The following is a 24,364-nucleotide window of genomic DNA, read 5'->3' as shown; positions in this document are numbered from 1 at the left end:
GAGATTCCCGAGAGCATCATGGCCAATCGTGCCTAGGGTTGCAACCTGCAGGGGTGATGGCTCTCACAGGATAACAACGCGGGATTATGTGCGCAGATGTCGCAACATCCGTCATTGCGATGAGCTCTTGCGACGAAGCAATCCAGGCTGCCTCCGTGGAGAAAGTCTGGATTGCTTCCGCCTTCGCCAAGGCTTCGGCGAACAAGTCGCTGCGCTCGCAATGACGGGTGCCCAAGCAGCGGTGCCCCCTGTCGTCCGACCCGCCGAGAGGAACTCATTCCAACGCCTAATTCATCATTGACAAACTATTTTGCTTATATCTAATTTATCTCAAGAACAGCCAGCCGCGCCATGCGGCCAATAAAAGAGAGGAAACGACGATGAGAGGGCTTCTGGCCTGCGCCATGCTCGCGGCCATGACTTCGGCAGCCATGACCACAGCGGCCACTGCACAAGTCTCCGACGACGCGGTGCGGATCGGCGTGCTGACGGATCTGTCGAGCTGGGGCCGCGACAACTCAGGGCCGGGCTCGGTCGAGGCCGCCAAGATGGCGGTGGAGGAATTCGGGCCGACCGTGCTCGGCAAGCCGATCGAGATCATCAGCGCCGATCACCAGATGAAGACCGACGTCGGCGTGCAGATCGTGCGCGGCTGGTTCGACAACAGCAAGGTCGACGCCGTCGTCGACATCCCCAACTCCGGCATCGCGATCGCCGTCCACAACATGGTGCGCGAGCGGGGCAAGGTCGCGCTGCTCTCGGGCCCCGGCGCAAGCTCGCTGACCGACGAGCTGTGCAGCCCGAACACCGTGCACTTCACCTACGATACCTACGCGCTGTCGAAGGTGACGGCCTCCGCCGTGATCAAGGAGGGCGGTAAGTCCTGGTACTTCATCACCGCGGACTACGCCTTCGGCCAGCAGCTCGAGAAGGACGCTACGCGCTTCGTCAACGAGATGGGCGGAAAGGTCCTGGGCGGCGTCAAGCATCCGACCAACACCGCGGACTTCTCCTCCTTCGCGCTCCAGGCCCAAAGCTCGAAATCCGACGTCGTCGCCTTCGCCAATGCCGGCCAGGACACCGACAACGCGATCAAGCAGTCGGGCGAGTTCGGCCTCGTCCAGGGCGGCCAGAAGCTCGTCGGCCTCCTGATGTTCGACACCGACGTGCACGCGATCGGCCTCAAGGCCGCGCAGGGCACCTACATGACCACGGCCTCGTACTGGGCCATGGACGAGGCAACGCGCGCCTGGTCGAAGAAGTTCTACGAGCGCACCAAGGTGATGCCGACGATGATCCAGACCGGCGTCTACGGCTCGGTGCTGCACTATCTCAAGGCCATCAAGGCGGCCGGCACCGACGATTCCGCCAAGGTGACGGCCAAGATGCGCGAACTGCCGATCGAGGATACATTCGTCCATGGCGGCAAGTTGCGCGAGGACGGCCGCGTCATCCGCGACATGTATCTCGCCAAGGTGAAGAAGCCCGAGCAGTCGAAGGAGCCGTGGGACTATCTGGACATCGTCAAGACCGTGAAGGGCGAGGACGCCTTCCGCCCGGTCTCCGAGTCCAAATGTCCGCTCCTGAAGAAGTGAGGCCAAGATGACCGGCAGCGAGCATAGCGCAATTGAGACTTACGAGTGCGATGTGCTCGTGGCCGGATCAGGCTGCTCCGGCATGTCGGCCGCGATCACCGCGCGCCATCGCGGCCTGAATGTCCTGATCGTTGAGAAGGAGCCGCGCTTCGGCGGCACCACCGCCCGTTCCGGCGGCTGGCTCTGGATTCCCGGCACCTCGCTGGCAAAGGCCTACGGCATCGCCGAGACGCCGGAGCAGTCCCGCACCTATTTGCGGCATGAGGCCGGCAACAATTACGACGCCGCGCGCGTCGATGCATTTCTCTCGGCCGGTCCCGAGGCCGTCGATTTCTTCACCGCCAAGACCGCGCTCCGCTTCGACATGCCGCTGGTGTTTCCCGACTATCACGCCGAAGCACCCGGCGGCGCGCAAGGCGGTCGCTCCATGGTAACGCGCCCGTTCGACGGCCGCGAGCTCGGCGACCTCATCAAGACGCTGGGCATGCCGCTCCCCGAGCTGACCGTGTTCGGCATGATGCTGGGAAGCGGCAAGGAGATCATCCACTTCATGCGGGTGACGAAGTCGCTGACTTCCGCGGTCTACGTCGCCAAGCGCTTGTCGCGTCACCTGATGGACGTGCTGCGTTACGGCCGCGGCATGACGTTGACCAACGGCAATGCGCTGGCCGGACGGCTGGCGAAATCCGCGCAGGATCTGAAGATTCCGATGTGGCTGTCCTCGCCGGTGCGCGAGCTGACGGTCGAGAACGGCGCGGTCACCGGCGCGATCGTTTCGCGCGAGGGACGCGAGGTGCGAATCCGCGCGAGGCAAGGCGTCGTGCTGGCCTGCGGCGGCTTCCCGCATGATGTCGAACGCCGCAGAAAAATGTTTCCGCACACGCCGACCGGCAACGAGCATTTCTCGCCGGGGCCGACCGGCAACACCGGCGATGGATTGCGTCTTGCGGAGCGCGCCGGCGGACATATCGAGGATCGGCTGCCGAACGCGGCGGCCTGGGTGCCGGTGTCGCTGACCACGCGCAAGGACGGCTCGAAGGGCGTGATGCCCCATTTCATCGATCGCGCCAAACCCGGCGTGATCGCGGTGATGCGAGACGGCAAGCGCTTTGCCAATGAGGGCAATTCCTATCACGACTTCGTTCAGGCCATGATCAAGGCCGCCAAGCCCGGCGAGGAGATCGCCGCTTTCCTCGTCTGCGATCACAAGACGCTGCGCAAATACGGCCTCGGCTGCGTGCCGCCCTTCCCGATGCCGCTGGGTCATCACCTCGATACCGGCTATCTCATGCGCGGCGATACGCTGGAGGCGCTGGCGGCCAAGACCGGCATCGACGCGGCGGCGTTCATCGATACCGTCAAGCAGTTCAATGCCACCGCGCCGCAAGGCCATGATGCCGCCTTCGGCAAGGGCTCGAAGGCCTATAACCGCTACCAGGGCGACGCGATGCACGGCCCCAACCCCTGCGTCGCGCCGATCGAGAACGGGCCGTTCTATGCCATCAAGATGGTGGTCGGCGACCTCGGCACCTATGCCGGCATCGTCACCGACGAGAACGCGCGGGCGCTCGATGCCGAGGGCCGGGTCATTCCCGGGCTCTATGCCGCCGGCAACGACATGGCGAGCATCATGGGCGGCAATTACCCGGGGGCCGGCATTACGCTTGGGCCAGCGCTGACCTTCGGCTACATTGCCGGCCGTCATCTCGCCGACAGCGCCGCCAAGCGCGACGCGGCGTAAGCCACGCCAGGAGGCGCATGAAGAGGGAAAGCCGCGGCATCCAGTCCATCGAGGTCGGCGGAGAGCTGCTCCGCGCGCTCGCAAGGTGCGGCGAGCCGATGATGCTGCGCGATCTCGCGCGCGAGGCCGGCATGTCGCCGGCCAAGGCGCACCCTTACCTCGCCAGCTTCTCCCGCATCGGGCTGATCGAGCAGGACGAGACCACCGGCCGCTACGAGATCGGCGCGCTGGCGCTGGAGCTCGGCCTGATCAGCCTGCGCCGCCTCTCCGGCGTGCGCATCGCAAGACCGAAGATCGCCGCGCTCGCGAGCCAGATCGGACATGCGGTCTCACTGGCAGTCTGGGGCACGTACGGCCCGACCGTCGTCCAGCTCGAAGAGCCGGCCCAGCCGGTCCACATCGTGATGCGCGCGGGCTCGGTGATGGCGCTGCTGGAGACGGCCACGGGCCGCGCCTTTGCGGCGTTCCTGCCGGAGAAGACCATCAACGCCGCGCTCGAGAGCGGCCTCGATCGTCACGGCGTCGGCTACAATCCGAAGCGCACCGTGAAGGGCCCGAAGGTCGCCGAGATGCTGACGGAGGTCCGCAAGCACGGTCTCGCCCGCGCGCTCGGCGATCCCCTGCCCGGCGTCAACGCGTTCTCGGCCCCCGTGTTCGATCATTCCGGCCATGTCGCGCTGGTGATCACGGCGATGGGGCCTGAAGGCACGTTCGATGCGCGCTGGGACAGCCCGATCGCGCATGCCTTGCGCGACTGCGCCGGCGGTATCTCGAAGCGGCTGGGTTACGGGATGACGGTCGCGGCGGAGTGAGGGCCTACTTGTCCTTCACCGGCACCGTGTAATTCAGGATCAGCCTTCCGCCATCAGGATAGATCGTCTGCCCGGTGATGTAGGACGCATCGTCGCTCGCCAGGAACGCGACGACCGAGGCCACCTCGCTCGGCTCGCCGCCGCGGCCTGCCGGCGTGCGTGACATCACGGTCTTGCGGGCATCCTCGGAGGTGTAGATGGATGACGCCACCATGTCGGTCAAAATCGTGCCCGGTCCGACCGCGACGACGCGGATGTTGTGCGGGGCGAGCGCGACCGCGGCGACCGAGGTGAGCTGCTTCATGCCGCCCTTGGACATCGCGTAGGTCGCCAGCGCCGGGATCGCCAGCAGCGCGTTCACCGAGGACATGTTGATGATGACCCCGCCGCCGCCTTGCGCGATCATCTGCTTCGCCGCCGCCTGCACGCCGAAGAACGCGCCCTTCAAATTGATACCGATGATCTCGTCGAATTCGTCCTCGGAAATCTCGAGAATGTCCCGGTTGCGGGCGACGCCGGCATTGTTGACCATGATGTCGAGCCGGCCGAATTCCTTCACGGCGGTGGCGACGAGCTGGTCGACATCGGCGCGCTTGGCGACGTTGCCGACGACGGTGCGCAAGGCCTCCGGATGTCCGAGCTCGGCAGCCGCCTTGGCGAGGCCCTCGGCATCGACATCCGAGATCACGACCTTGACGCCGTCATCCAAAAATCTCTTCGCGCAGGCCTTGCCGATGCCGCGCGCTGCGCCAGTGATGGCGGCGACCTTACCGGATAGCTTCATGGTCTCACTCCAGATAAGAGAACTTCAATTCGCCGCCGACCGCGTCGTCGCCGGCATGTAAATCTGCGCGTAGCCTTCCTTGATCGCGGCGGTGATGCGGTCGAGGCGGCGGTCGATGTGCTTTTCCAGCACGGAGACGCAAATCCCCTCATTGCGCGCCTTGAGGCCTTCGACCACGGCGCGGTGCTCGCCTTGCGTATTGGAGCGGTTGACGCGGTCCATGTCGATCCAGCGCACGAAGCGGATGCGGGCGTTGACGTTGCGCAGCACGCGCAGCATCTCGGCATTTTCAGACATCGCCATCAGCCGCTCGTGAAAGGTCTCGTCGAGCTCAACCTGCTCCAGCGAGGAGCGCTCGCCGGGATCGGGGCCGGTGGCTTCGAGGAACTTCAAGAGCGAGTCGATATCTTCGTCCCTGGCGCGCTTGATGGCAAGGCGGATCGAGGCGACCTCGATCGACTTGCGCAACTCGTAGAGATCAAAGATCTCGCGCGCGTCGAGCTCGCGGCAGAAGAAACCCTTGCCCGGCGTGAAGCGCAGGAAACCCTCGGTGTTGAGACGGTTCAGCGCCTCGCGCAGCGGCGTACGGCTGACGCCGAGGCGTTTGGCGAGCTCGCCTTCGTTGAGCCGTTCGCCCGGCTTGAACGCGTAGTTCACGGCCATTGCCTTGAGCTGTTCATAGACACGATCGACGATACTGTCGGAAGCGAGTTCCACGTTGCTGTTCATAAGTTGCACTTGGGCTCGAACACAGCCGAATATAGGGGGGACGCGGGCGCGATGGCAATGCGCGGGGGCAGAGCTAGCAGAAGTTACTCAAGCCTTTTGCGACGATCGGAATCACGCAAAGACGCGCGGGCGCAGTCCGGCGTGAAACCAGGTGATCATGGAATAGATGTCGTAGACCGGCAGGCCGACCTCGGCCTGAAGCGCCGCCGCATAAGGCGGCATGTTGGTGCATTCGAGCACGATCGCGCCGACATCGGGATTTTTGGCAACGAGCTGCTTGCCGGCCTCGACCACGTCGCGCTCGGCCTGCGCGATGTCCATGTCGTCCTTCTCGGCCTTGATCAGGACGCGGAAGAATTCCTTGCCGTTCTCGGTGCCGACCAGCGGGGTGTCGAGCGGTACCCCCGCGCCTTCGAGATGGGCCGGCGTCAAGGTCGAGCCCGACACCGTGACGAGGCCGACGCGCTTGCCCGGCGGCAAGGTCGCCTGCACCCACGGCACCTGCATCAGCGACGAGGTCGCGACGGGAACGCCGACTGCGGCGGCGATCTCCTTCTGGAACAGCGAGAGAAAGCCGCAATTGGTGGTGATGGCCTCGGCGCCGAGCCGGACCAGATCCTTGGCCGCATCGATGAAGTCGGGCAGCAGGCCCGCCGCGCCCTCCAGCACCACCTTCTCCGGCGAAGCGCCGCTCACCACGCGATAGAGCACGGGGAATGGCCAGGTCGTGCCGTTCCCCATGTCTCCGGGAATGCGGGGGAAGCGCGCTTCCAGCATCAAAATGCCGAGCGGCGCGCCATAGATGGCCTTGCCGCCGCGAGCGATGCGGGAGGACGAGTTGGCTGAATGGGTCATGCTGCGACCTCAGAGGAAACGTTCGGGCGCAAACGGCGCCAGCGGAATTTCAGGCGGCTTGCCGCTGAGGAGCTGCGCGACGAGCCGGCCGGTGCGGGCCGAGCCGACCAGACCGACATGGCCATGGCCGAAGGCATAGACGATGTCGCGCGAGGCGCGCGCATAGCCGATGCAGGGGCGTCCGTCCGGCATGCTCGGCCGATGCCCGAACCAGGTCTTGATGCGCGAGGGCGGAATATCTTTCGGAAGTTTTGGAAACATGCTGATGAGGTGGTTGCGCAAGATCTCGGCGCGCTTCCAGTTCGGCGCGGCCTCGAGGCCGGCGATCTCGACGGTGCCGGCGGCGCGCAGGCCCTTATCGGTCCAGTTCACCACCATCTTCGCATCCGACGCCATCATCGAGCTGCGCGGACCTGATTCCGGGTGCTCGATCATGACGTGATAGCCGCGCTCGGTCTCGAGCGGCAAGGGATCGCCGACCGATGCGGTGAGCTGCTTCGAGCGGGCTCCGGCCGCGACGACGGCAGCATCGCAGGCGATCTCGCCGGTCTCGGTAATGACGGCCACGAGCTTGTCGCCATTCAACCTCAAGCCGGTCGCCCTGGCCCGCACATGCGTAACGCCGCTCGCGATCGCATGATTGGCAAGCGCCGCGACATAAGCACCGGGATCGCGGCAGCGCCCGGCCTCCTCCACCACCACGCCAAAGGTGTAGCGCGCATGCAGATCGGGCTCGCGCTGGCGCATCTCGTCGGCGTTGAGCTCCATCCACTCGACGCCGACCTTCTTGCGCAGGCGCCAGCCGAGATCGTTGTCGAAATTGCCGCGCGACGGAAACACATGCATCACGCCATTGCGCTCGATCAATTCAGAAACGCCCGCTTCTTCCGCCAGCTTCCGGTGCAGCAGCGGCGCGTCCCTCAACAGGTCGCGCAGCGCAAAGGCGGTCTTCTCGACCCGCGCCTCGGTCCAGCCCGAGAGCAAATATTTGACCAGCCAGGGCAGCGCTTTCGGCAGATACGACCAGCGGATCGCGAGCGGCCCGAGCGGGTCCATCAGATAACCGGGCACCTTCTTCCAGATGCCCGGCTCCGCCGGCGGGATCACCGAATGCGACGACAGCCAGCCGGCATTGCCATAGCTCGCCGCCTGTTCGCCGCCGGGCTCGCCCGGATCGATCAGCGTGACGCGATGGCCCTCGCGCAGCGCCTCGATGGCGCTGATGACACCGACCGCGCCGGCTCCGATGATCGCAACGTGGCGACCGGTCGTCATCGCCTACGCCTTCACCGCGGGCGCAAAGTCCTTGCCGACCGAGATCGCGCGCGGATCGATGATGCAGTGGAGGATCGACGGCTTGCCGGAGGCCAGCGCACGCTCGAACGCCGGCGCGAATTCTTCCGTGCGCTCGACGCGCTCGCCATGGCCGCCAAACGCCTTCGCGTACATTGCAAAGTCGGGATTCTTGAGCTGGGTGCCGACGACGCGGCCGGGATAGTCGCGCTCCTGATGCATGCGGATGGTGCCGTATTGCGAATTGTCGACCACGATCACGACCAGCGGCGCGTCATACTGCACGGCGGTCGCGAACTCCTGACCGTTCATCAGGAAGCAGCCGTCGCCGGCAAAGGCGACGACGGTGCGATCCGGATATTGCCGCTTGGCGAGAACCGCCGCCGGGACGCCGTAGCCCATCGAGCCTGAGGTCGGCGCCAGCTGCGCCGCAAAGCTGTGGAAGCGGTGATGGCGGTGAATCCAGCCGGCATAATTGCCGGCACCGTTGCAGACGATCGCGTCCTTCGGCAGCCGGTCGCGCAGCCAGGTCATGACCTGGCCGTACTGGAACGTGCCCGGCAGCTCGCGGGCCTTCTCGGTCCAGGCGAGATAATCGGCGTGCGCCTTGGCGGCCTCGCCCTTCCAGGCCACCGCGCCTGATGGCTTGAGCGTCTCGACCGCGGCGGCGAACGCGGCGGGCGTCGCCTGGATCGCGAGCGCCGGCTGATAGACGCGGCCGAGCTCTTCGGAGCCCGGATGCACATGGATCAGCTTCTGCTGCGGGTTCGGAATATCGAGCAGCGTGTAGGACGAGGACGGCATTTCCGACATGCGGCCACCGACGAGAAGAACGACATCGGCGTTATCGATGCGCGCCTTCAGGCCCGGGCTCGGCCCGATGCCGAGATCGCCGGCATAATGCGAATGGTCGGCATCGATCAGCGAGGCCCGGCGGAACGAGGTCGCGACCGGCAGGTCGAAGCGCTCGACAAAGCGGGCAATGCTCTTGGTGGCGTCATCGGTCCAGCGCGAGCCGCCGAGGATGACGAGCGGCGCCTTGGCGCCGGCGAGCATGACACCGAGCTTTTCGATATCGGCCGGCGCGGGCCAGCTCACGGCAGGCTCGATGCGCATGGCATCGGCTACGGCGGCGGTCTCGGTCAGCATGTTCTCCGGAAGCGAGATCACGACGGGACCGGGACGGCCCTGCATGGCGACGCGGAAGGCGCGCGCCACCAGCTCCGGAATGCGATCGGGACGATCGATCTCGACCGCCCACTTCGCCATGGTGCCGAACACCGCCTTGTAGTCCAGCTCCTGGAACGCCTCGCGCTCGCGCATGCCGGTGTCGACCTGGCCGACGAACAGGATCATCGGCGTCGAATCCTGCATCGCGATGTGGACGCCGTGGCTGGCATTGGTCGCGCCGGGGCCGCGGGTGACGAAGCAGATGCCGGGCCGGCCCGTGAGCTTGCCATAGGCCTCCGCCATCATCGCCGCGCCGCCCTCGGCGCGGCAGATCATGACGTCGATCGGGCTGTCATGCAGCGCATCGAGCGCGGCGAGATAGCTCTCGCCCGGCACGCAGGTGACGCGCTCGACGCCCTGGGCGACGAGCTGATCGATCAGGATCTGGCCCCCGGTGCGGGTGTTGCGGATGGTCATGACGGCTCCCTCAAGGCTCTGGCGATCAAGGCTTGGGCGATGCGCCTCACCGCCTCTCGATCATTTGGTTCGACGCTGGCGTAGGACAGGCAGGTAGAGCGCGCAAGATCGAAAGGCTTTTCGCCCCCTGCGCAGGCGTCATGCCCGCCTTTGCCGTTTGCACGACCGCCCATTTGTCGGGCTTGGTGGAGGAATTGCGGTTGATACACCGCCGCCTGCCTGTCCCGGACGCAACGCCTGTTAGCGTAGCGGGCGACACAGCCACGATGGCGTAGCCCGGATGGAGCGCCAGCGTAATCCGGGACGGTGTGAGAGCCGGGCGAAGGCCCCGGATTACGCTAACGCTCCATCCGGGCTACGAGCGCTGAGATGGTTAGGCCTGACGGTGCATTAAGCCGCAATCAAGCGATGGGCTACCGGGCTTCGACGTCTTCGTTTACGATCCGGCCGAAACCAAATCGTCGAGGACACCGGATGCAAACCATCGGTCTGATCGGGGGCATGAGCTGGGAGAGCACGGCGCTCTACTACAAGCTCATCAATGAGCGGGTCCGCGACCGCATCGGCAAGCTGCATTCGGCTCCGCTGTTGCTGTATTCCTACGATTTCGAAGAGATCAAGCAGATGCAATACGCGGGTCGCTGGAGCGAGGCGGCGGCCAGCCTGGCAGAGGTCGCGCGGCGTCTTGAGGGCGCCGGCGCGCGAGCGATCGTGCTGTGCACGAACACGATGCACAAGCTGGCGCCCGACATCATCTCCAGCGTGACCGTTCCGTTCATCCACCTTGGCGACGCGACGGCGCAGCGGATCCGGGCGAAAGGATATCGGCGGGTTGGCTGCTCGGCATCAAGTTCACGATGGAGGAGGACTTCTACATCGACCGGCTGCGCGCGCATGATCTCGACGTGCTGGTTCCTCCCACTGAGGCGCGCGCCGACGTGAACCGCATCATTTACGAGGAGCTGTGCCTTGGGGTTGTCGCAGATCCCTCGCGCCACCGCTACCAGGAGGTGATGGCAGCGCTGGTCGCCGCCGGTGCGGAGTGCATCATCCTCGGCTGCACCGAGATCACGATGCTGGTCGGCCCTGACGACACATCAGTGGAGACGTTCGACACGACGGCCATTCACGCTGAGACGGCGGCAGATTTCGCCATCGGGTGATGCGATGTCGGCCGTCGCCGAGCCCCGCCTCTATCACCGATGCTCGATCGCGCGGATCGCGCCGCGAAGCTCGGCGAGACCGCGCAGGCGGCCGATCGCGGTGTAGCCGGGGTTGGTGCGCTTGGTGGCGGCGAGGTCGTCGAGCATGCGGTGGCCGTGATCGGGGCGAAACACGATTTGCTTGTCCGGTGCACGCCGCGCGTTCTCCTTGAGCAGCGCCTTGAGCACCGCGACCATGTCGACGTTGCCGTCGAGATGATCGGATTCGTAGAACGACAGCCCGTCGGCCTCGCGCTTGGTGGCGCGGAGATGGGCGAACCCAATGCGCGGGCCGAAACGCTCGGCCATTTCAGGCAGATTGTTCTCAGCGCGCACGCCGAGCGAGCCCGTGCACAGGCAGATGCCGTTGGCCTTCGACGGTACGGCGTCGAACAGCGCCTGATAGTCATCAGCGCTGGAGGCGATACGCGGCAGGCCGAACAGCGGCCGCGGCGGGTCGTCCGGATGCAGGGTCAAGGACACCCCGAGCTGCTCGGCCACCGGCGTCACGCGCTTGAGGAATTCGGCGAGATGCTGCCGCAGGATTTTTGGCGTGATGTCGCGATAGGTCTCGAGCCGGTCGCGGAATTGCGGGATGGTCATCGGCTCGGTGGTCGAGCCCGGCAGCGCGCTGGCAATGACCATGACGAGATAGTCGATATCGGCCTGTCTCATCTTCTCGAACAGCGCTTTCGCGCGCGCTTGCTGCTCGGGCGAATATTCCTGGACCGCGGCCGGCCGCTTGAGGATATGCAGCTCGAAGGCGGCAAAGCGGTCCTGGTCGAAGCGCATGGCGCGGGCCCCGTTCGGCAGCTCCCACTCGAGGTCAGTGCGGCACCAGTCGACCACAGGCATGAAATTGTAGCAGATGATCTTGATGCCAGAGGCCGCGACAGCTTCGAGGCTCGCGATCCAGGCCTCGATCGACTTGGTCGCCTTGCCGCCAAGCCGCTTGACGTCGTCGGGGATCGGAATCGATTCCACCACCGACCAGGTCAGCTGCGAGCGCCCCGGCTGGCCGCGCTCGATGAAGTTCTTGCGCTCCTCGACCGCCTTGCGGGTCCAGGCCTCGCCGATCGGCACCTGATGCAGCGCCGAGACGATGTCGGTCGCCCCGGCCTGCCTGACATCGTCGAGCGACACAGGATCGTCGGGCCCGTACCAGCGCCATCCCTCTAACATCATGGATCCCTCCGATCAGTTCGCGATCAGCACGACCTTGACGCTCTGCGAGCGGTCGAGCGCCAGCCTGAGCGCATCGGGCGCGGTCGACAGCGGACGCTCGGCCGTGACCAGCGACAGCACGTCGACGCTGCCATTGGAGATCAGTTCCACGGCGGTTGAGAATTCGAAGCCGAAGCGGAACGAGCCGCGCAGGTCGATCTCCTTCGCCATCACCGCATTCGACGGCGTCGGGATCTGGCCGCCCGGCAGATTGCCGATCTGCACCACGATGCCGCCGCGCCTGACGATGCCGATGGCGCTCGCAAGGCCCGCGGCCGTGCCGGAGACTTCAAACGCGACGTCGTAGGGACGGGACGCAGCCTGCGCCTTCAGGCCCTCTTCCCCGGCCGACACGTTCTCGACATGCGAAGCACCGAGCTTGGTCGCAAAAGCCAGCGGCGCCGGCGCGATGTCGGCGACCGTCACGTCGGCCATGCCGGCGCGGTGCGCGGCGAGCATGGTCAGAAGCCCGATCGGGCCGGCACCGAAGATGATGCCGCGCTTGCCCTCGATGTTGCCGGCGCGCGCAACCGCGTGCAGGCAGACCGAAAGCGGCTCGGCCAGGGCTGCGGCCTGGTAGGACACATGGTCGGGAATCTTCACGCACTGCGCGGGGATCGCGTCGAAATAGTTCGCAAAACCGCCCTGCATGTGCGGCGTCTTCGAGGCCGAGCCCATGAAGTAGATGTTCTCGCACAGGTTCGGCCGGCCCTCGCGGCAGGCGACGCAATGGCCGCACCAGCGCGACGGATTGACGGCGACGCGGTCGCCGACCTTCAGGTTTGCAGCCGCGCCGGAGATCTCCACGACCTCGCCCGAAATCTCGTGGCCGAGCACCAGCGGCGACTTCACCACGAAATCGCCGGTGCGGGCATGGCGGAAATAGTGCATGTCTGAGCCGCAGATGCCGCCGGCGCCGAAGCGGATGCGCACCATGCCGTCCGCGAGCTTGTCGAGCGGATGCTCGACCATGCGCAGATCTTCGGGCCCGAACAGGGTAGCGGCGAGAGCGGAGGAGGTCATTTGGAGAGTCCCATGTATTTAGGCAGCCAGAGGGTCAGTTCGGGAATGTAGGTGATTGCGATCAGCGCGAGCATCAGCGGCACCAGCCAGGGCAGGATCGCGACCGTGGTGCGCTCGACCGAGAGTTTGGCGACGCGGGCGAGCACGAATAGCACCATGCCGAGCGGCGGATGCAACAGGCCGATCATCAGGTTCAGCGTCATGATCAGGCCGAAATGAATCGGATCGATGCCGAGCTTGAGCACGATCGGCAGCAGGATCGGCACCAGGATGGTGATCGCCGCCGTGGTGTCGATGAAGCAGCCGACGAACAGGATCAGGATGTTGGCGAGCGCCAAAAACACCCATTTGTTGTGGGTGACGCTGAGCATCCAGTCCGACAGCGTCTGCGCCGCCTGCGACACCGTCAGCAGCCAGGCGAAGATCGAGGCGGCGGTGACGATGAACAGCACCGAGGCCGTGGTCTCGATGGTGTCGAACGTCGCCTTCGCCACCGTCTGCAGCGTCATGGTGCGGTAGCGGACGAGACCGAGGAACAGCGACCAGATCACGGCGGCGACCGCGGCTTCCGTCGGCGTGAACCAGCCGAGCGTCATGCCGCCGATCAGGATCACCGGCGCCATCAGCGCCATCACCGCCGAGAAGTCGAAGTACCAGTCGATTGCCAGCAACGTGCCGAGGCCGATGACCACGGCGACGTTGATCGAGAGGCCGGCCAGCACCATCAGCCAGATCGCCATCGGGAAGGACAGCACGATGAGGATCTCGAGCCCGGCCGAGCCGAGCTGCGGCCAGGAGAACGGTGTGTCGCTGCCCCATTTGTTCTTGTGCGCGAAATAAGTGACCGTCGCCATCATGAACAGCGTCAGCACGACGCCCGGGATGACGCCGCCGAGGAACAGCGCGCCGATCGAGACGTTCGCCATCATGCCGTAGATCACGAAGGGCAGCGACGGCGGGATGATCGGCCCGAGCGTCGCCGAAGCCGCGGTGACGCCGACCGAGAACTCGGTGGAGTAGCCGTGGTCCTTCATCGCCTTGATCTCGATGGTGCCGAGACCGGCGGCATCCGCGATCGCGGTGCCGGACATGCCGGAGAAGATCACCGAGCCGATGATGTTGACGTGGCCGAGGCCGCCGCGCATCCAGCCGACCAGGGCGACCGCGAATTTATAGATGCGGCCGGTGACGCCGGCGATGTTCATGAGGTTGCCGGCCAGGATGAAGAACGGCACGGCGAGCAGCGGAAAGCTCTCGACGCCGGCGATCATGCGCTGCGCCAGCGTGACGTCGGGCGTCACGCCGCTGACCAGGATGTAGAGCAGCGACGACGCGGCCATGGCGATCGCCACTGGAACGCCGAGCAGCATCAGGATGAGAAAGCCTCCGAGCAACAGCAGCATGATGTCAAATCTCCGATCCGTCATAGGCACCTGGTCGTTCGAGGACCGAGTAGCCTTGCCGCCAGTGTTGCAGCGCCGCCTGCAACGAGCGCACGAACATCAGCACGAAGCCGAGCAGCACGGCGTAATAGACGTAGTTCTTGGGAAAATTGATCGTCGTCATCTGCTCGTCGCCGATGATCTGGATGTAGACCCAGACCAGCTTGATGGCGTAGCCGAAGAAGGCGATCCGGATCAGGTCGATCACCGTCGACAGAGCCCGCGCCACGAGGTGCGGCAGGTAGCGATAGACGAGGTCGACCTGGATGTGCCGCGACAGCCGCACGCACATCGAGGCGCCGATGAAGACCACGCCGATCAGGCAATAGGTCGCGATCTCCTCGGTCCAGGCGTAGCTGTCGTTGAGCACGTAGCGGGTGAAGAACTGGAGGAAGACGGCGAGCGCCATCACCCAGAAGATCGCGAGCGCCACCCAGTCCTCGAACGCGTAGATGCCGAGGTCGACCTTCGGCGTCGCCTCCTCCTCGAAGGTATGGGCGATCTCGTCCGCGGTGATCTGCCGGTGTATTTCGGCGGTGGACATGGGTTGCTCCTCAAACTTGCAGCACGTGATTAACACGTCATTCCGGGGCGGCTCGAAGAGCCGAACCCGGAATCTCGAGGTTCTCAGGTGCGCAATTGCGCACCGTAGTTCTCGCTTCGCGAGCCCCGGAACGACAGCGCTAGTTATTTCACCGCCTGGATCTTTTCCCAGTCAGCCTTGCGATAGCCGAAGGTCTCGAAGGCGACGTTCTTCAGCACGGTGTCGCGGAACTCGTTCTTGTCGACCTCGGTCACGCTCAAGCCCTTCTCCTTGAAGAAGGCGACCAGCTTGGCCTCGTTCTGCTTGATCTCCGCGGTCGCCTTGGCGGCGGCCTCCTGGGCGACGTCGGTGAAGATCTTCTTGTCTTCGTCGGAGAGCTTCTTCCACAGCGCGCCGGCGACAACCGTGTTGAGGTGATCGACGATATGGCCGGTCAGCACGATGTGCTTCTGCACCTCGTAGAACTTCTTGGCCTCGATGGTGGTCAGCGGGTTTTCCTGGGCCTCGACGGTGCCGTTCTGGAGCGCGAGATAGACTTCGGCGAAGGCGATCGGCGCGGTGTTGGCGCCGCAGGCGCGCGGCATCGCGAGATAGGCCGGCACGTCCGGCACGCGCATCTTCAGGCCCTTCATGTCGGCGCAGGTCTTGATCGGCTTGTTCGACGAGGTCTGGCGTACGCCGTAATAGGTCACCGCGACGATGTGGTGGCCGCTCTTGTCCTCATAGCCCTTGGCGAGCTCCTTGAAGATGTCGCTCTTGGTGTAGGCGAGCAGATGATCGGCATCGCGGAACGTATAGGGATAATAGGTCACGCCGATCGGGGGGAAGCTCTTGGCCGCGAAGCTCGAGCCGGAGATGATGATGTCGACCGAGCCGAGCGACAGGCCCTGGTTGATGTCGGCTTCCTTGCCGAGCTGCGAGGCCGGATAGACGTCGATCGCATAGCGCCCGTTGGTGCGCTTGCCGATCTCCTGCGCGGCCCAGACCGAAGCGGTGTGGAACGGCTCCGAGGTCTCGTAGACATGGGCCCATTTGAGCTTGGTCTGCGCCACGCTGGCCTGGGTGGCAGCCAACAGCGTTGCGGCGGACATCACTGCTGCAATCGTCATTTTCTTCAACATCGACTTTTCCTCCATCGTTCAAGTCTGCTTCTTGTTCGCCCGCCCCAGCACGGATGCGGGCCGTACAATCTCATCGCCGCCGCGCGCTGCCGCTCTTGGCCTGCTTCTTCGGTGGACGCTTTGGTGCCGCCGGCTTCGCCGGGGATCGCGCGGTGCGGCTCCGCCCCGAAGACGATCCCGGCGCGTTCTCGGCGCCGAAATTCTGCGCGAAGCGCTCCTGCGACCGCGCCAGATGAGCGCGCATCGCCTCGCGCGCGGCTTGCGGATCGTGCGCCGCGATCGCCTCGCGCACGGCGCGATGCTCGTCGAGCGCGGTGCGCCAGGTGCCCGGACTTTCGAAATAATGCGCGAGCTGCGCGAAATAGGGATTGAGGCGCTGGTCGAACAGCTCGCCGACCACGCGCACCAGAACGGCGTTGCCGAGGCTGCCGGCGATCGCGACGTGGAATGCGCGGTCGTGCACCATCGAGGCTTCGCCGGGATGCTCGACATTCTCCATCGCGAGGAGCGAGGCGTCGATGCGGGCGATGTCGTCCCTGGTGGCGACGCGCGCGGCCTGTTCGGCGATGGCGCTTTCGAGGAACTCGCGGGCGCGCAGCAGCTCGAACGGGCCCTCGATGACGGACGCGGCTGCGGGCGCGGCGATTGCGGCAGGCTCGATCACATAGATGCCGGAGCCGACGCGGATGCGCAGGCGGCCTTCGACCTCGAGCGCGATCAGGGCTTCGCGCACAGTCGGCCGCGACACCCTGAGCTGCTCGGCGAGCTCGCGCTCGGTCGGCAAGCGGCTGCCGACCGCGTACTCGCCGCTGTCGATCAGGCTTCGCAATTGATCGGCGACCTGGCGATAAAGCCGTCTCGCCTCCACAGCTTCCAGCGGCACGCTGGTCCTCCCGAAAGGGTCGCGCGGGGCACCTGAAATGCCCACGGCCCGCCAATTTTGGAAAATTGGTCTTACCAATTGACCGGAGCATTGACCCGATACGGGCGCCATGTCAAGCAGCGGCAAAGCAAAGGGGAGACGTCCATGCGCCCAGGTTCAACGCGCCTTGGCCGCGCCAATCTCGACCGGCTGGCAGCTGGCATCCGCCGTCCGGCCTACGACCGGTCGCGCATCACGCCCGGCATCGTGCATCTCGGCCTCGGCGCGTTTCATCGCGCGCATCAGGCCGTCGTCATCGACGATTGCCTTGCGGCAGGCAGCTCGTCCTGGGGCATCGTCGGCGCCAGCCTGCGCAGCCCGGATACGCGCGACGCCCTCGCCCCGCAGGATCATCTTTACACCGTTGCCGTGCGCGCCGCCGAAGGCACCGAGCATCGCGTCATCGGCGCGCTGCTCGACAGCCTCGTCGCGCGCGAAAGCCCGGCAGCGTTGGTCGAGCGGATGGTCGATCCCGCCATTCGCATCGTCTCGCTGACGGTCACCGAGAAAGGCTATTGCCACACGCCGCAGACTGGCGATCTCGACGAACGGCATCCTGATATCGTGCACGATCTGAACAATTTCGACGCGCCGCGCTCGGCGCCCGGCTTCATCGTCGCTGCGCTGGCGCGGCGGCGCGCACTGGGCGCCCCGCCCTTCACCGTGATGTGCTGCGACAACCTCGCCGCCAACGGCCACACCGTGCAGCGCATCGTGACGCAGTTCGCCGCGCTCCGCTCCAGGGAACTCGGCAAGTGGATCGTGGATAATGCCGCTTTCCCCTCAACCATGGTCGACCGCATCGTGCCGGAGACGAATGATGCCGACCGCGATGCGGTCGCGAACGCGCTCGGCATGCGCGACGCCTGGCCCGTGATGACCGAGCCGTTCACGCAATGGGTGGTCGAGGATCGCTTCACGGCAGGCCGGCCCGACCTTGCCGCCGCCGGTGTCGAGCTCGTTGCCGACGTCAAGCCGTTCGAGCTGATGAAGCTGCGGCTGCTCAATGCCAGCCATTCCGCCCTGGCCTATCTCGGTTATCTCTCAGGTTACGAGACCATCGCCGACACCATGCAGGATCCGCATTTCGCGCGCCTGGCCGCGCAAGTGATGGAGGAGGCCGCGGTGACGCTGACGATGCCTGTCGGCACCGACCTTGCCGCCTACCGCGCCTCGCTGCTCAAGCGTTTTGCCAATCCGGCGCTGCATCACCGCACCTGGCAGATCGCAATGGACGGCTCGCAAAAGCTGCCGCAGCGGTTGCTCGGTGCGATGCAGGACCGCCTCGGGAGGGACCTGCCGATCGCAACGCATGCGCTCGCGGTGGCCGGCTGGATGCGCTATGTCGCCGGCCTCGACGAGCAGGGCCGCACCATCGACGTGCGCGATCCCCTCGCCGCCGAATTCGCCGCGCTGGCGCGCGAGGCCGGGCCTGTTGCCGAGCGGCTCGCGCCTGCGCTGCTCGGGGTCGAGAAGGTATTCGGGCCGCTGGGCGCCGAGCCGCGCCTGCGCGAGGCCGTGACCACGGCGCTCGGCCGGCTCTACAAGGATGGCGCGCGGCGTGCCGTAGAGACACACGTCTCGGTGTGACTACAAAGCGGGCAATGCTGCACTGCGTTCAAAGTCGAACGGAAGTCGCGCTTGATTTTTGCCTGGCCTTGCCCCACCCGAGAGCGATGGCAAAAGACAGTAAGATCATCGCCGCCAACGCGGCCTTTTACGCCGCATTCTCGACCGGCGACTTCGACGGCATGGAACGAATGTGGGCGGACGACGACGGCATCTCCTGCATCCATCCCGGTTGGCCGGCCATCATCGGGCGCGCCACGGTGATCGGAAGCTGGCGCGACATCCTGCAAAACCCGGAGCGGCCGCAGATCGTCTGCGCCGAGCCGCAGGTCATCGTCGACGGCGACAGCGCCCGCGTGCTCTGCATCGAGATCGTCGACGGCACCGCTCTGGCCGCCGCCAACCATTTTCGCCGCGTTGGCGACGAGTGGCGCCTGGTGCACCACCAGTCGAGCCCGATCGCGCAGATTGTCGAGCAGGCTGAGGACGATAGAGCGAGCCACCGGGTCCACTGAACGCCGCCAGCACCCGGGCTTGAGCTACTGTGCATGGGGTTGTTTTTCAGTTTCTTGTTTGGCGACCCCGAGCTCCGACAGGTCATCCAGCACGGCCCGCGCCGCGGAAAAATCATCATCCGCGAAGAACATGCTCCGGGTGATCAGAACCGGAATGCCGGCGCGAGAGGCCGCGATCAGGCCATTGGCAGAATCCTCGATGGCGACGCAGTCGGCCGCGTCCAGCTGCAGCCGTGCCAGCGTTTCCAGATAGACGTCCGGCGCGGGTTTCTTGTGCCTGACGTCGTCACCGGCGACGATGGCGTCGAACTCTGCAGCCCAATCCGCCCCCAGCGCCTGCGACAGCAGCGCATCGATGTTGCCGTGCGAGGTCGTGGTCGCAATCGCGAGCCGCTGGCCGCGCGCCTTCGCCGCGGCGAGCAGCTCGATCACGCCCGGCCTTAGGGAACAGCAGCCGGTTTCGACCAGCCCGGCGTAATGCGCGGTCTTGATGCGGTGAAGCGCTGCAATGTCCGCATCCGACAGGGCCGGCGCGATCCCTAGCCTTTCCTGGTAGGCGCGCATGCGCTCCTTGCCGCCGGTCACCCGCAGCAGGTCCTTGTAGACGGCGCGGTCCCACTGCCAGTCGAGACCGTGGCGAGCGAAGGCATGGTTGAAGGCCTGCCGATGCAGCTCCTCGGTCTCGGCCAGGGTGCCGTCGACGTCGAAGATCAGCGCGGCGGCGCGCCGGACCAGCTCACGCGCCGGTGCGAAAGCCAGCGCCTCTGCTTGCATGATCGATGCCTCCCTGTGACAGGCGAACATCGCCCGAGGCAGGAGGCGAGACAAATCGCAATATCTTTTGCCGGACCCAAAAATCTCTTATGAGCAAACGACGCGCGACGGCGCGGACGGGAACTTTCGACCTGCACAGGAGACGCATGCGGCTCTTCATCCTTGGCCTCGGCTATAGTGCGCGGCATTTCGCCCGCAAACATGGCGGCAGCTTCTCGCATATCGCCGGCACCGTGCGCGATCCCGCGCAGCGGAACGACCTCGCCGGGATCGAGGTCCACGCCTTCTCCGGCGAGCCCCCCGCACGCGAGACGATCGAGCAGGTCCGCGATGCCAATGTCCTTCTCATATCGATCCCGCCCGGTAGCAGCGCCGATCCCGCCATCGCCACGTTCGGCGATGTGCTGGCGACGGGCCGCCGCAAGATCGTCTATCTCTCCACCATCGGCGTCTACGGCGATCACGCCGGCGGCTGGGTCGACGAGAGTACTCCGCCGCAGGCAACGCTCGACCGCGCCCGCATGCGGGTTGCCGCCGAGCAGGCCTGGATGGACATTGCGCGCGGCGATGCCGCGATCCTGCGGCTTGCGGGCATCTACGGCCCCGGCCGTAACGCGCTGGCGACACTGCGGGCCGGGACAGCCCGCCGCGTCATCAAGCCGGGACAGGTCTTCAACCGCATCCACGTCGACGACATCGCGAGCGCGATCATGGCTGCCATTCACCACCGAGGCGGCGGCATCTGGAACCTCTGCGACGACGAGCCGGCGCCGCCGCAGGATGTGATCGCCTATGCGGCGAAACTGATGGGCGTTGCGCCACCGCCCGAAGAGGCGTTCGCGACGGCCGAGATGTCGGCGATGGCCCGCAGCTTCTATGCCAGCAGCGCCCGCGTCTCCAACGCAAAACTGAAGCGCGAGCTCGGCGTCACGCTTGTCCACCCAACCTATCGGCACGGCCTTGATGCGCTGTGGCATGCAGGCGAAGCACGATAAGGCACCGCCGCGTCCGGCACGTCCCAGACATGCCCTGCCCGCGCTTGACTTCGCGCCGGTGCAGTCGTGATCTAGGCGTGCAACGAGCCACTCACACAACGAGCTCGTGCGGGAGGACATAATGAACAAGACGATCGCTATGATCGCGGCGGCGGCTGCCGTCATCACATTCGGCACGGCCATCGCCGCGCCGCTGCCCGAAGCCAAACCCGATGACGTCGGCTTCTCCAGTCAGGGCCTTGCGCGCCTCGACAATTTCTTCGCCCGCGAGATCGCCGCCAAGCGCGTGCCCGGCGCGGTGGTCGCCATCGCGCGCGACGGCAAGCTCGTGCACTACAAGGCTTACGGCATGCTGGATCCGGACAAGGGCACGCCGATGCCGATCGATGCGATCTTCGCGCTGGCCTCGATGACCAAGCCGATGGCCGCGGTCGCGAGCCTGACGCTGATGGAGCAGGGACGGCTGCCGCTCCAGGCCAAGCTGTCCGATTACTATCCCGGCTTTGCCGACATGAAGGTCGGCGTGACCGAGGCCAACGGTTCGCTCAAGCTGGAGCCGCAGGCCTCGCCGATCTTCATCCACGATCTCTACCGGCACACCTCCGGATTGATGTATGGCGGCCGGCCCGACAGTTCGAGCCCGGTGGCCCGGCAATATCCTGACGGCGTCGCACCCGCGATCGAAGGCGACACCCAGGCGTTCATCGACCGCATCACCAAACTGCCGCTGGCGCATCAGCCCTCGACCGAGTTCGAATACGGTTTTTCGATCGACGTGCTCGGCGCCGTCGTCGAGAAGGTGAGCGAGCAGAAGCTCGGCGAGTATCTCGCCGCCAATGTCTGGCAGCCGCTCGGCATGAAGGACGCGACCTTCCACCCGACCGACGCGCAACGCCCTCGCCTCGCCCGCCCCTTTGCCAACGATCCGCTGACGGGCAAGCCGCAGGCGATCAAGCTGCTCGACACCCCGACCAAGTTCGACTGCGGCGGCGCCTGCTCGTTTGCGACGGTCGGCGACTACGCCCGCTTCGGGCAGATGCTGCTCAACGGCGGCGAGCTCGACGGCCAGCGCATCCTCGGTCCGAAGACCGTGCATCACATGACGACCAACCACCTTGGCCCCGAGATCAAGAACAACGTGGCCAATGTCGAGCCGCATCGCGGCGGCTTCGGTTTTGGCCTTTCGGTCGCGGTTCGCACCAGCGAAGGGCTGTCGTCGGTCCCCGGCAATCCCGGGGAGTTCACCTGGAACGGCGCCTACGGAACGCAATTCTTCTGCGACCCGAAGGAGCGTCTCGTCGTCGTGGTGGGAACGGCTGCGCCCGGCGAGCTCAGGAAGTATTATCGCGAGCAGGTTCAGGACATCGTCTATGGCGCGATGGTGAAGTAAGATCGGCACGCATTGAAAGAGAAAGGGCGGCCGATCGGGCCGCCCCTTGTTTTGACCAGCGTCAGCTCAACACGCCGTACTTCTTGAACCAGGCCTGCGCCTGCTTCCAGGCATCTTCCGCGGCGTCCTTGCGGTAGCTGCCGCGATAGTCGGCATGGAAGCCGTGCGGCGCTTCGGGGTAGATCTTGAATTCGGCCGTCTTCTTGCTCTGCTCGAGTGCGGCCTTCATCTGCTCGACCTGGGCGACGGGAATGCCGGTATCGGCGCCGCCGTAGAGGCCGAGCACCGGCGCCTTCATCTCGGGCGCGAGCTGCATCGGGCTCTTCGGCAGCAGCGGATTTTCGGGGTCGACCAAGGTGCCGTAGAAGGCGACGCCGGCCTTGAGCGTGCTGCCATGGGCGGCATATTCCCAGACGGTGCGCCCGCCACGGCAGAAGCCGATGATGCCGAGCTTTGCGGTGTCGCCGCCTTGTGATCCAGCCCAGGCCGCCACCGCGTCCAGATCGGACAGCAGCTCCGCGTCCGGCTTGGAATTGACCACCGGCAGCAGATCCTTGACCTCGGCGACCTTGGTCAGATCGATGCCTTTGCGGAAGTAATAATCGGGCGCGATGGCGAACGCGCCAAGCTTGGCGAGGCGCCGCGTCACGTCCTTGATGTATTCGTGCAGGCCGAAAATTTCCATCGCCACGATGATCACCGGCGCCTTGGTGTTGCCGGCGGGACGGGCGAAATAGACGGGCATCTCTTCGGAGCCGACCTTGATCCTGGCGTCACCGACTTGAAGACCATTGGCGTCGGTCGTGATCGCCTCGGCGCGCACGGGCCCGGCCGCAAGCGTGTAGCCGGCGGCGACGGCCGCGGTCGCGCTCATGAATCCACGTCGCGAGACCGGGGCGACTTTCGTCAACCCGACGACGTCGGAGGTCATGGTGGTTTCGAAGCTCATCGGTCTATCCCTTGCTGCTGCCTATGCTGGTGCCCCGGGGGCGACGCATTCGCCAATAGTTGCCGGCGAGATGCAAATCACCAGCCTGCGAGCATGCGCGCTTTCAGGCCAGACAGTGCCGTTTCTGCACCGGCGCAGTCTCGGGCATCGGGCTCATCGCGACAAAGTTAGACGACTACGGCACGCCGGAGGCGACGGCGGCTGCGATCGCTCGTGCGCCGACTTAACCGTCTAGCTGCACCGCATCGCAACATCCATTAACCGAAAAAGACGACTCTCCCTCGGCTGGCCACACCGCCAGGCGCTGCAGGTGATGCGCATGTGCGCGCATTCGACACGCTCACCCGCAACAAATGGGCACCGCAGTGGCCACGATGACACATCATGTTGCTCGCGCATCGCACATCGCCGTCAATCACGCGCGAGCCGTCGTCATTTGATTGAAATTTTCGGAGGACTTGAGCCGTGCGATTTACTCGAACTTTCTTTGTGACGCCCTAGTTCCACGGCCGGAAGTTCCATCTCTGCAACGGAGAGCTTCTTCCCCACGCGGTCCGCCGTCCGGCAACGGACGAAGGGTCACGCGAGGACTTCATTCTCGTTTGCGCACCCCAAGGCTCAATTGAATAAAGCTTTATCCGATCTGGAATTGAAATGAATTTGGCTCGCGAATCGATTGAACTGTTGGAGCAGGTCGCACGAATCCTGTGGTTCGAAGGCACCAAGCACGGCTTGCGCGACCGCGAGTGGATGGCGCTGCGCTTCCTTTCCCGCGCCAATCGCTTTTCGCGGACGCCTTCGGCGCTCGCGAGTTACGTCGGCACCACGCGCGGCACCGCCTCGTTCATCATCGGGGAGCTCGAGCGGCTGGGTTATATCGAGCGAAAACGCTCGGCCACCGACAAGCGCTCGGTGATGCTGAGCGTGACGCAGCAGGGCAAGAAGTTCCTGGTGCGCGCCCCCGTCAGCGTTCTCATCGAGGCGATTGCCGTTCTCGACGACGAGGTCAAGATCCGCTTCCGCGACACGTTCCGGCACGTGCTGGATCAGTCGGACGCGGCCGAGCAGCGGCACCACACCGACGTTTGCAAACGATGCATCTTCCTCCGGGAGGAGCGCACCACCAACGACAGCAAGGCAGCGGCCGAGTTCAGCTGCCGCCTGTTCCGCTCGCCGATCGCGGAGGCGGAGGTCGATCTGCTATGCACCAGCTTCGAGCATCACCGCCAATAGAGGAC

At 65.3% G+C, this 24,364-nt stretch carries 21 protein-coding genes and 1 pseudogene; 9 read left to right on the top strand and 13 right to left on the bottom strand.

From position 1 onward, the window contains the following. Window positions 1-380: 380 nt before the first annotated feature. Genes GA0061098_RS22175 through GA0061098_RS22165 form a run of 3 tightly spaced genes read left to right on the top strand, consistent with a single transcriptional unit; the run spans window position 381 to window position 4,148 of the window. Window positions 381-1,595 carry an ABC transporter substrate-binding protein gene (locus GA0061098_RS22175; RefSeq protein ID WP_091960975.1) on the top strand — a complete coding sequence of 405 codons (1,215 nt, stop codon included), beginning with the start codon at window positions 381-383 and terminating at the stop codon, window positions 1,593-1,595. A 7-nt stretch (window positions 1,596-1,602) separates the two neighbouring features. Beyond that, a complete protein-coding gene (locus tag GA0061098_RS22170; RefSeq protein ID WP_091960971.1) occupies window positions 1,603-3,336 on the top strand; it encodes an FAD-dependent oxidoreductase in 1,734 nt (577 codons plus the stop codon). Between the two features lie 17 nt (window positions 3,337-3,353). Continuing rightward, window positions 3,354-4,148 carry an IclR family transcriptional regulator gene (locus tag GA0061098_RS22165; protein ID WP_091960968.1) on the top strand — a complete coding sequence of 265 codons (795 nt, stop codon included), beginning with the start codon at window positions 3,354-3,356 and terminating at the stop codon, window positions 4,146-4,148. A gap of 4 nt (window positions 4,149-4,152) precedes the next feature. Here GA0061098_RS22165 and GA0061098_RS22160 read toward each other — a convergent pair whose 3' ends face one another. The 5 genes from GA0061098_RS22160 to GA0061098_RS22140 form a co-directional block, all read right to left on the bottom strand. Further along, window positions 4,153-4,932 (bottom strand): SDR family NAD(P)-dependent oxidoreductase, encoded by a 780-nt coding sequence (locus GA0061098_RS22160; protein ID WP_091960965.1) that lies wholly within the window; start codon window positions 4,930-4,932, stop codon window positions 4,153-4,155. A 24-nt stretch (window positions 4,933-4,956) separates the two neighbouring features. Beyond that, on the bottom strand, window positions 4,957-5,661 hold the full coding sequence (locus GA0061098_RS22155) for a GntR family transcriptional regulator (RefSeq protein WP_245323470.1): 705 nt from the start codon (window positions 5,659-5,661) through the stop codon (window positions 4,957-4,959). A gap of 111 nt (window positions 5,662-5,772) precedes the next feature. Beyond that, the gene (locus GA0061098_RS22150) at window positions 5,773-6,516 is read right to left on the bottom strand and encodes an aspartate/glutamate racemase family protein (protein ID WP_091960959.1); all 744 of its coding nucleotides are present in this window, start codon (window positions 6,514-6,516) and stop codon (window positions 5,773-5,775) included. 9 nt (window positions 6,517-6,525) lie between these two features. Next, entirely contained in the window at window positions 6,526-7,791 is a 1,266-nt protein-coding gene (locus tag GA0061098_RS22145; protein ID WP_091960955.1) for an NAD(P)/FAD-dependent oxidoreductase, read from the bottom strand. 3 nt (window positions 7,792-7,794) lie between these two features. Beyond that, window positions 7,795-9,456, bottom strand: coding sequence for a thiamine pyrophosphate-binding protein (locus GA0061098_RS22140; RefSeq protein ID WP_091960952.1), 1,662 nt, complete (start codon window positions 9,454-9,456; stop codon window positions 7,795-7,797). A 369-nt stretch (window positions 9,457-9,825) separates the two neighbouring features. Between GA0061098_RS22140 and GA0061098_RS22135 the strand changes: the two are divergent. Then, window positions 9,826-10,619 (top strand): annotated as a pseudogene (locus GA0061098_RS22135) (aspartate/glutamate racemase family protein). Between the two features lie 33 nt (window positions 10,620-10,652). Here GA0061098_RS22135 and uxuA read toward each other — a convergent pair. From uxuA to GA0061098_RS22105, 6 genes are all read right to left on the bottom strand, one after another. Continuing rightward, entirely contained in the window at window positions 10,653-11,843 is a 1,191-nt protein-coding gene (gene uxuA / locus GA0061098_RS22130; RefSeq protein WP_091960948.1) for a mannonate dehydratase, read from the bottom strand. Window positions 11,844-11,855: 12 nt separating this feature from the next. Beyond that, complete coding sequence (locus GA0061098_RS22125) at window positions 11,856-12,905, bottom strand: L-idonate 5-dehydrogenase (RefSeq protein ID WP_091960944.1); 1,050 nt, start codon at window positions 12,903-12,905, stop codon at window positions 11,856-11,858. Further along, a complete protein-coding gene (locus GA0061098_RS22120; protein ID WP_091960939.1) occupies window positions 12,902-14,308 on the bottom strand; it encodes a TRAP transporter large permease in 1,407 nt (468 codons plus the stop codon). Before GA0061098_RS22120 ends, GA0061098_RS22125 begins: the two co-directional genes overlap by 4 nt. Window positions 14,309-14,312: 4 nt before the next feature. Continuing rightward, a complete protein-coding gene (locus tag GA0061098_RS22115) occupies window positions 14,313-14,891 on the bottom strand; it encodes a TRAP transporter small permease (protein ID WP_091960935.1) in 579 nt (192 codons plus the stop codon). 143 nt (window positions 14,892-15,034) lie between these two features. Next, window positions 15,035-16,000: a sialic acid TRAP transporter substrate-binding protein SiaP gene (locus GA0061098_RS22110; RefSeq protein WP_409362392.1), complete on the bottom strand. Its 966-nt coding sequence runs from the start codon at window positions 15,998-16,000 to the stop codon at window positions 15,035-15,037. 82 nt (window positions 16,001-16,082) lie between these two features. Continuing rightward, window positions 16,083-16,895: a FadR/GntR family transcriptional regulator gene (locus tag GA0061098_RS22105; RefSeq protein ID WP_091960925.1), complete on the bottom strand. Its 813-nt coding sequence runs from the start codon at window positions 16,893-16,895 to the stop codon at window positions 16,083-16,085. Between the two features lie 144 nt (window positions 16,896-17,039). Here GA0061098_RS22105 and GA0061098_RS22100 point away from each other — a divergent pair, with 144 nt between their 5' ends. Together GA0061098_RS22100 and GA0061098_RS22095 are read left to right on the top strand one after the other, a co-directional pair. After that, entirely contained in the window at window positions 17,040-18,524 is a 1,485-nt protein-coding gene (locus tag GA0061098_RS22100; RefSeq protein ID WP_091960921.1) for a mannitol dehydrogenase family protein, read from the top strand. Between the two features lie 86 nt (window positions 18,525-18,610). Next, window positions 18,611-19,018 carry a nuclear transport factor 2 family protein gene (locus tag GA0061098_RS22095; protein WP_091960917.1) on the top strand — a complete coding sequence of 136 codons (408 nt, stop codon included), beginning with the start codon at window positions 18,611-18,613 and terminating at the stop codon, window positions 19,016-19,018. A 24-nt stretch (window positions 19,019-19,042) separates the two neighbouring features. On the opposite strand, the gene GA0061098_RS22090 is transcribed toward GA0061098_RS22095, so the two are convergent. Then, entirely contained in the window at window positions 19,043-19,792 is a 750-nt protein-coding gene (locus GA0061098_RS22090; protein ID WP_091961168.1) for an HAD family hydrolase, read from the bottom strand. A 146-nt stretch (window positions 19,793-19,938) separates the two neighbouring features. Here GA0061098_RS22090 and GA0061098_RS22085 point away from each other — a divergent pair, with 146 nt between their 5' ends. After that, window positions 19,939-20,787 (top strand): SDR family oxidoreductase, encoded by an 849-nt coding sequence (locus GA0061098_RS22085; RefSeq protein ID WP_091960915.1) that lies wholly within the window; start codon window positions 19,939-19,941, stop codon window positions 20,785-20,787. Window positions 20,788-20,908: 121 nt separating this feature from the next. Continuing rightward, complete coding sequence (locus GA0061098_RS22080; RefSeq protein WP_091960912.1) at window positions 20,909-22,177, top strand: serine hydrolase domain-containing protein; 1,269 nt, start codon at window positions 20,909-20,911, stop codon at window positions 22,175-22,177. 61 nt (window positions 22,178-22,238) lie between these two features. Here GA0061098_RS22080 and GA0061098_RS22075 read toward each other — a convergent pair whose 3' ends face one another. Next, window positions 22,239-23,126, bottom strand: coding sequence for a dienelactone hydrolase family protein (locus GA0061098_RS22075; RefSeq protein WP_091960909.1), 888 nt, complete (start codon window positions 23,124-23,126; stop codon window positions 22,239-22,241). Window positions 23,127-23,780: 654 nt separating this feature from the next. Between GA0061098_RS22075 and GA0061098_RS22070 the strand changes: the two genes are divergently transcribed. Then, on the top strand, window positions 23,781-24,359 hold the full coding sequence (locus GA0061098_RS22070; RefSeq protein ID WP_091960906.1) for a MarR family winged helix-turn-helix transcriptional regulator: 579 nt from the start codon (window positions 23,781-23,783) through the stop codon (window positions 24,357-24,359). Window positions 24,360-24,364: the final 5 nt, after the last annotated feature.

The organism is Bradyrhizobium shewense (genome assembly GCF_900094605.1).
Taxonomy (GTDB): domain Bacteria; phylum Pseudomonadota; class Alphaproteobacteria; order Rhizobiales; family Xanthobacteraceae; genus Bradyrhizobium; species Bradyrhizobium shewense.
This window is presented reverse-complemented; position numbering and strand designations above follow the sequence as displayed.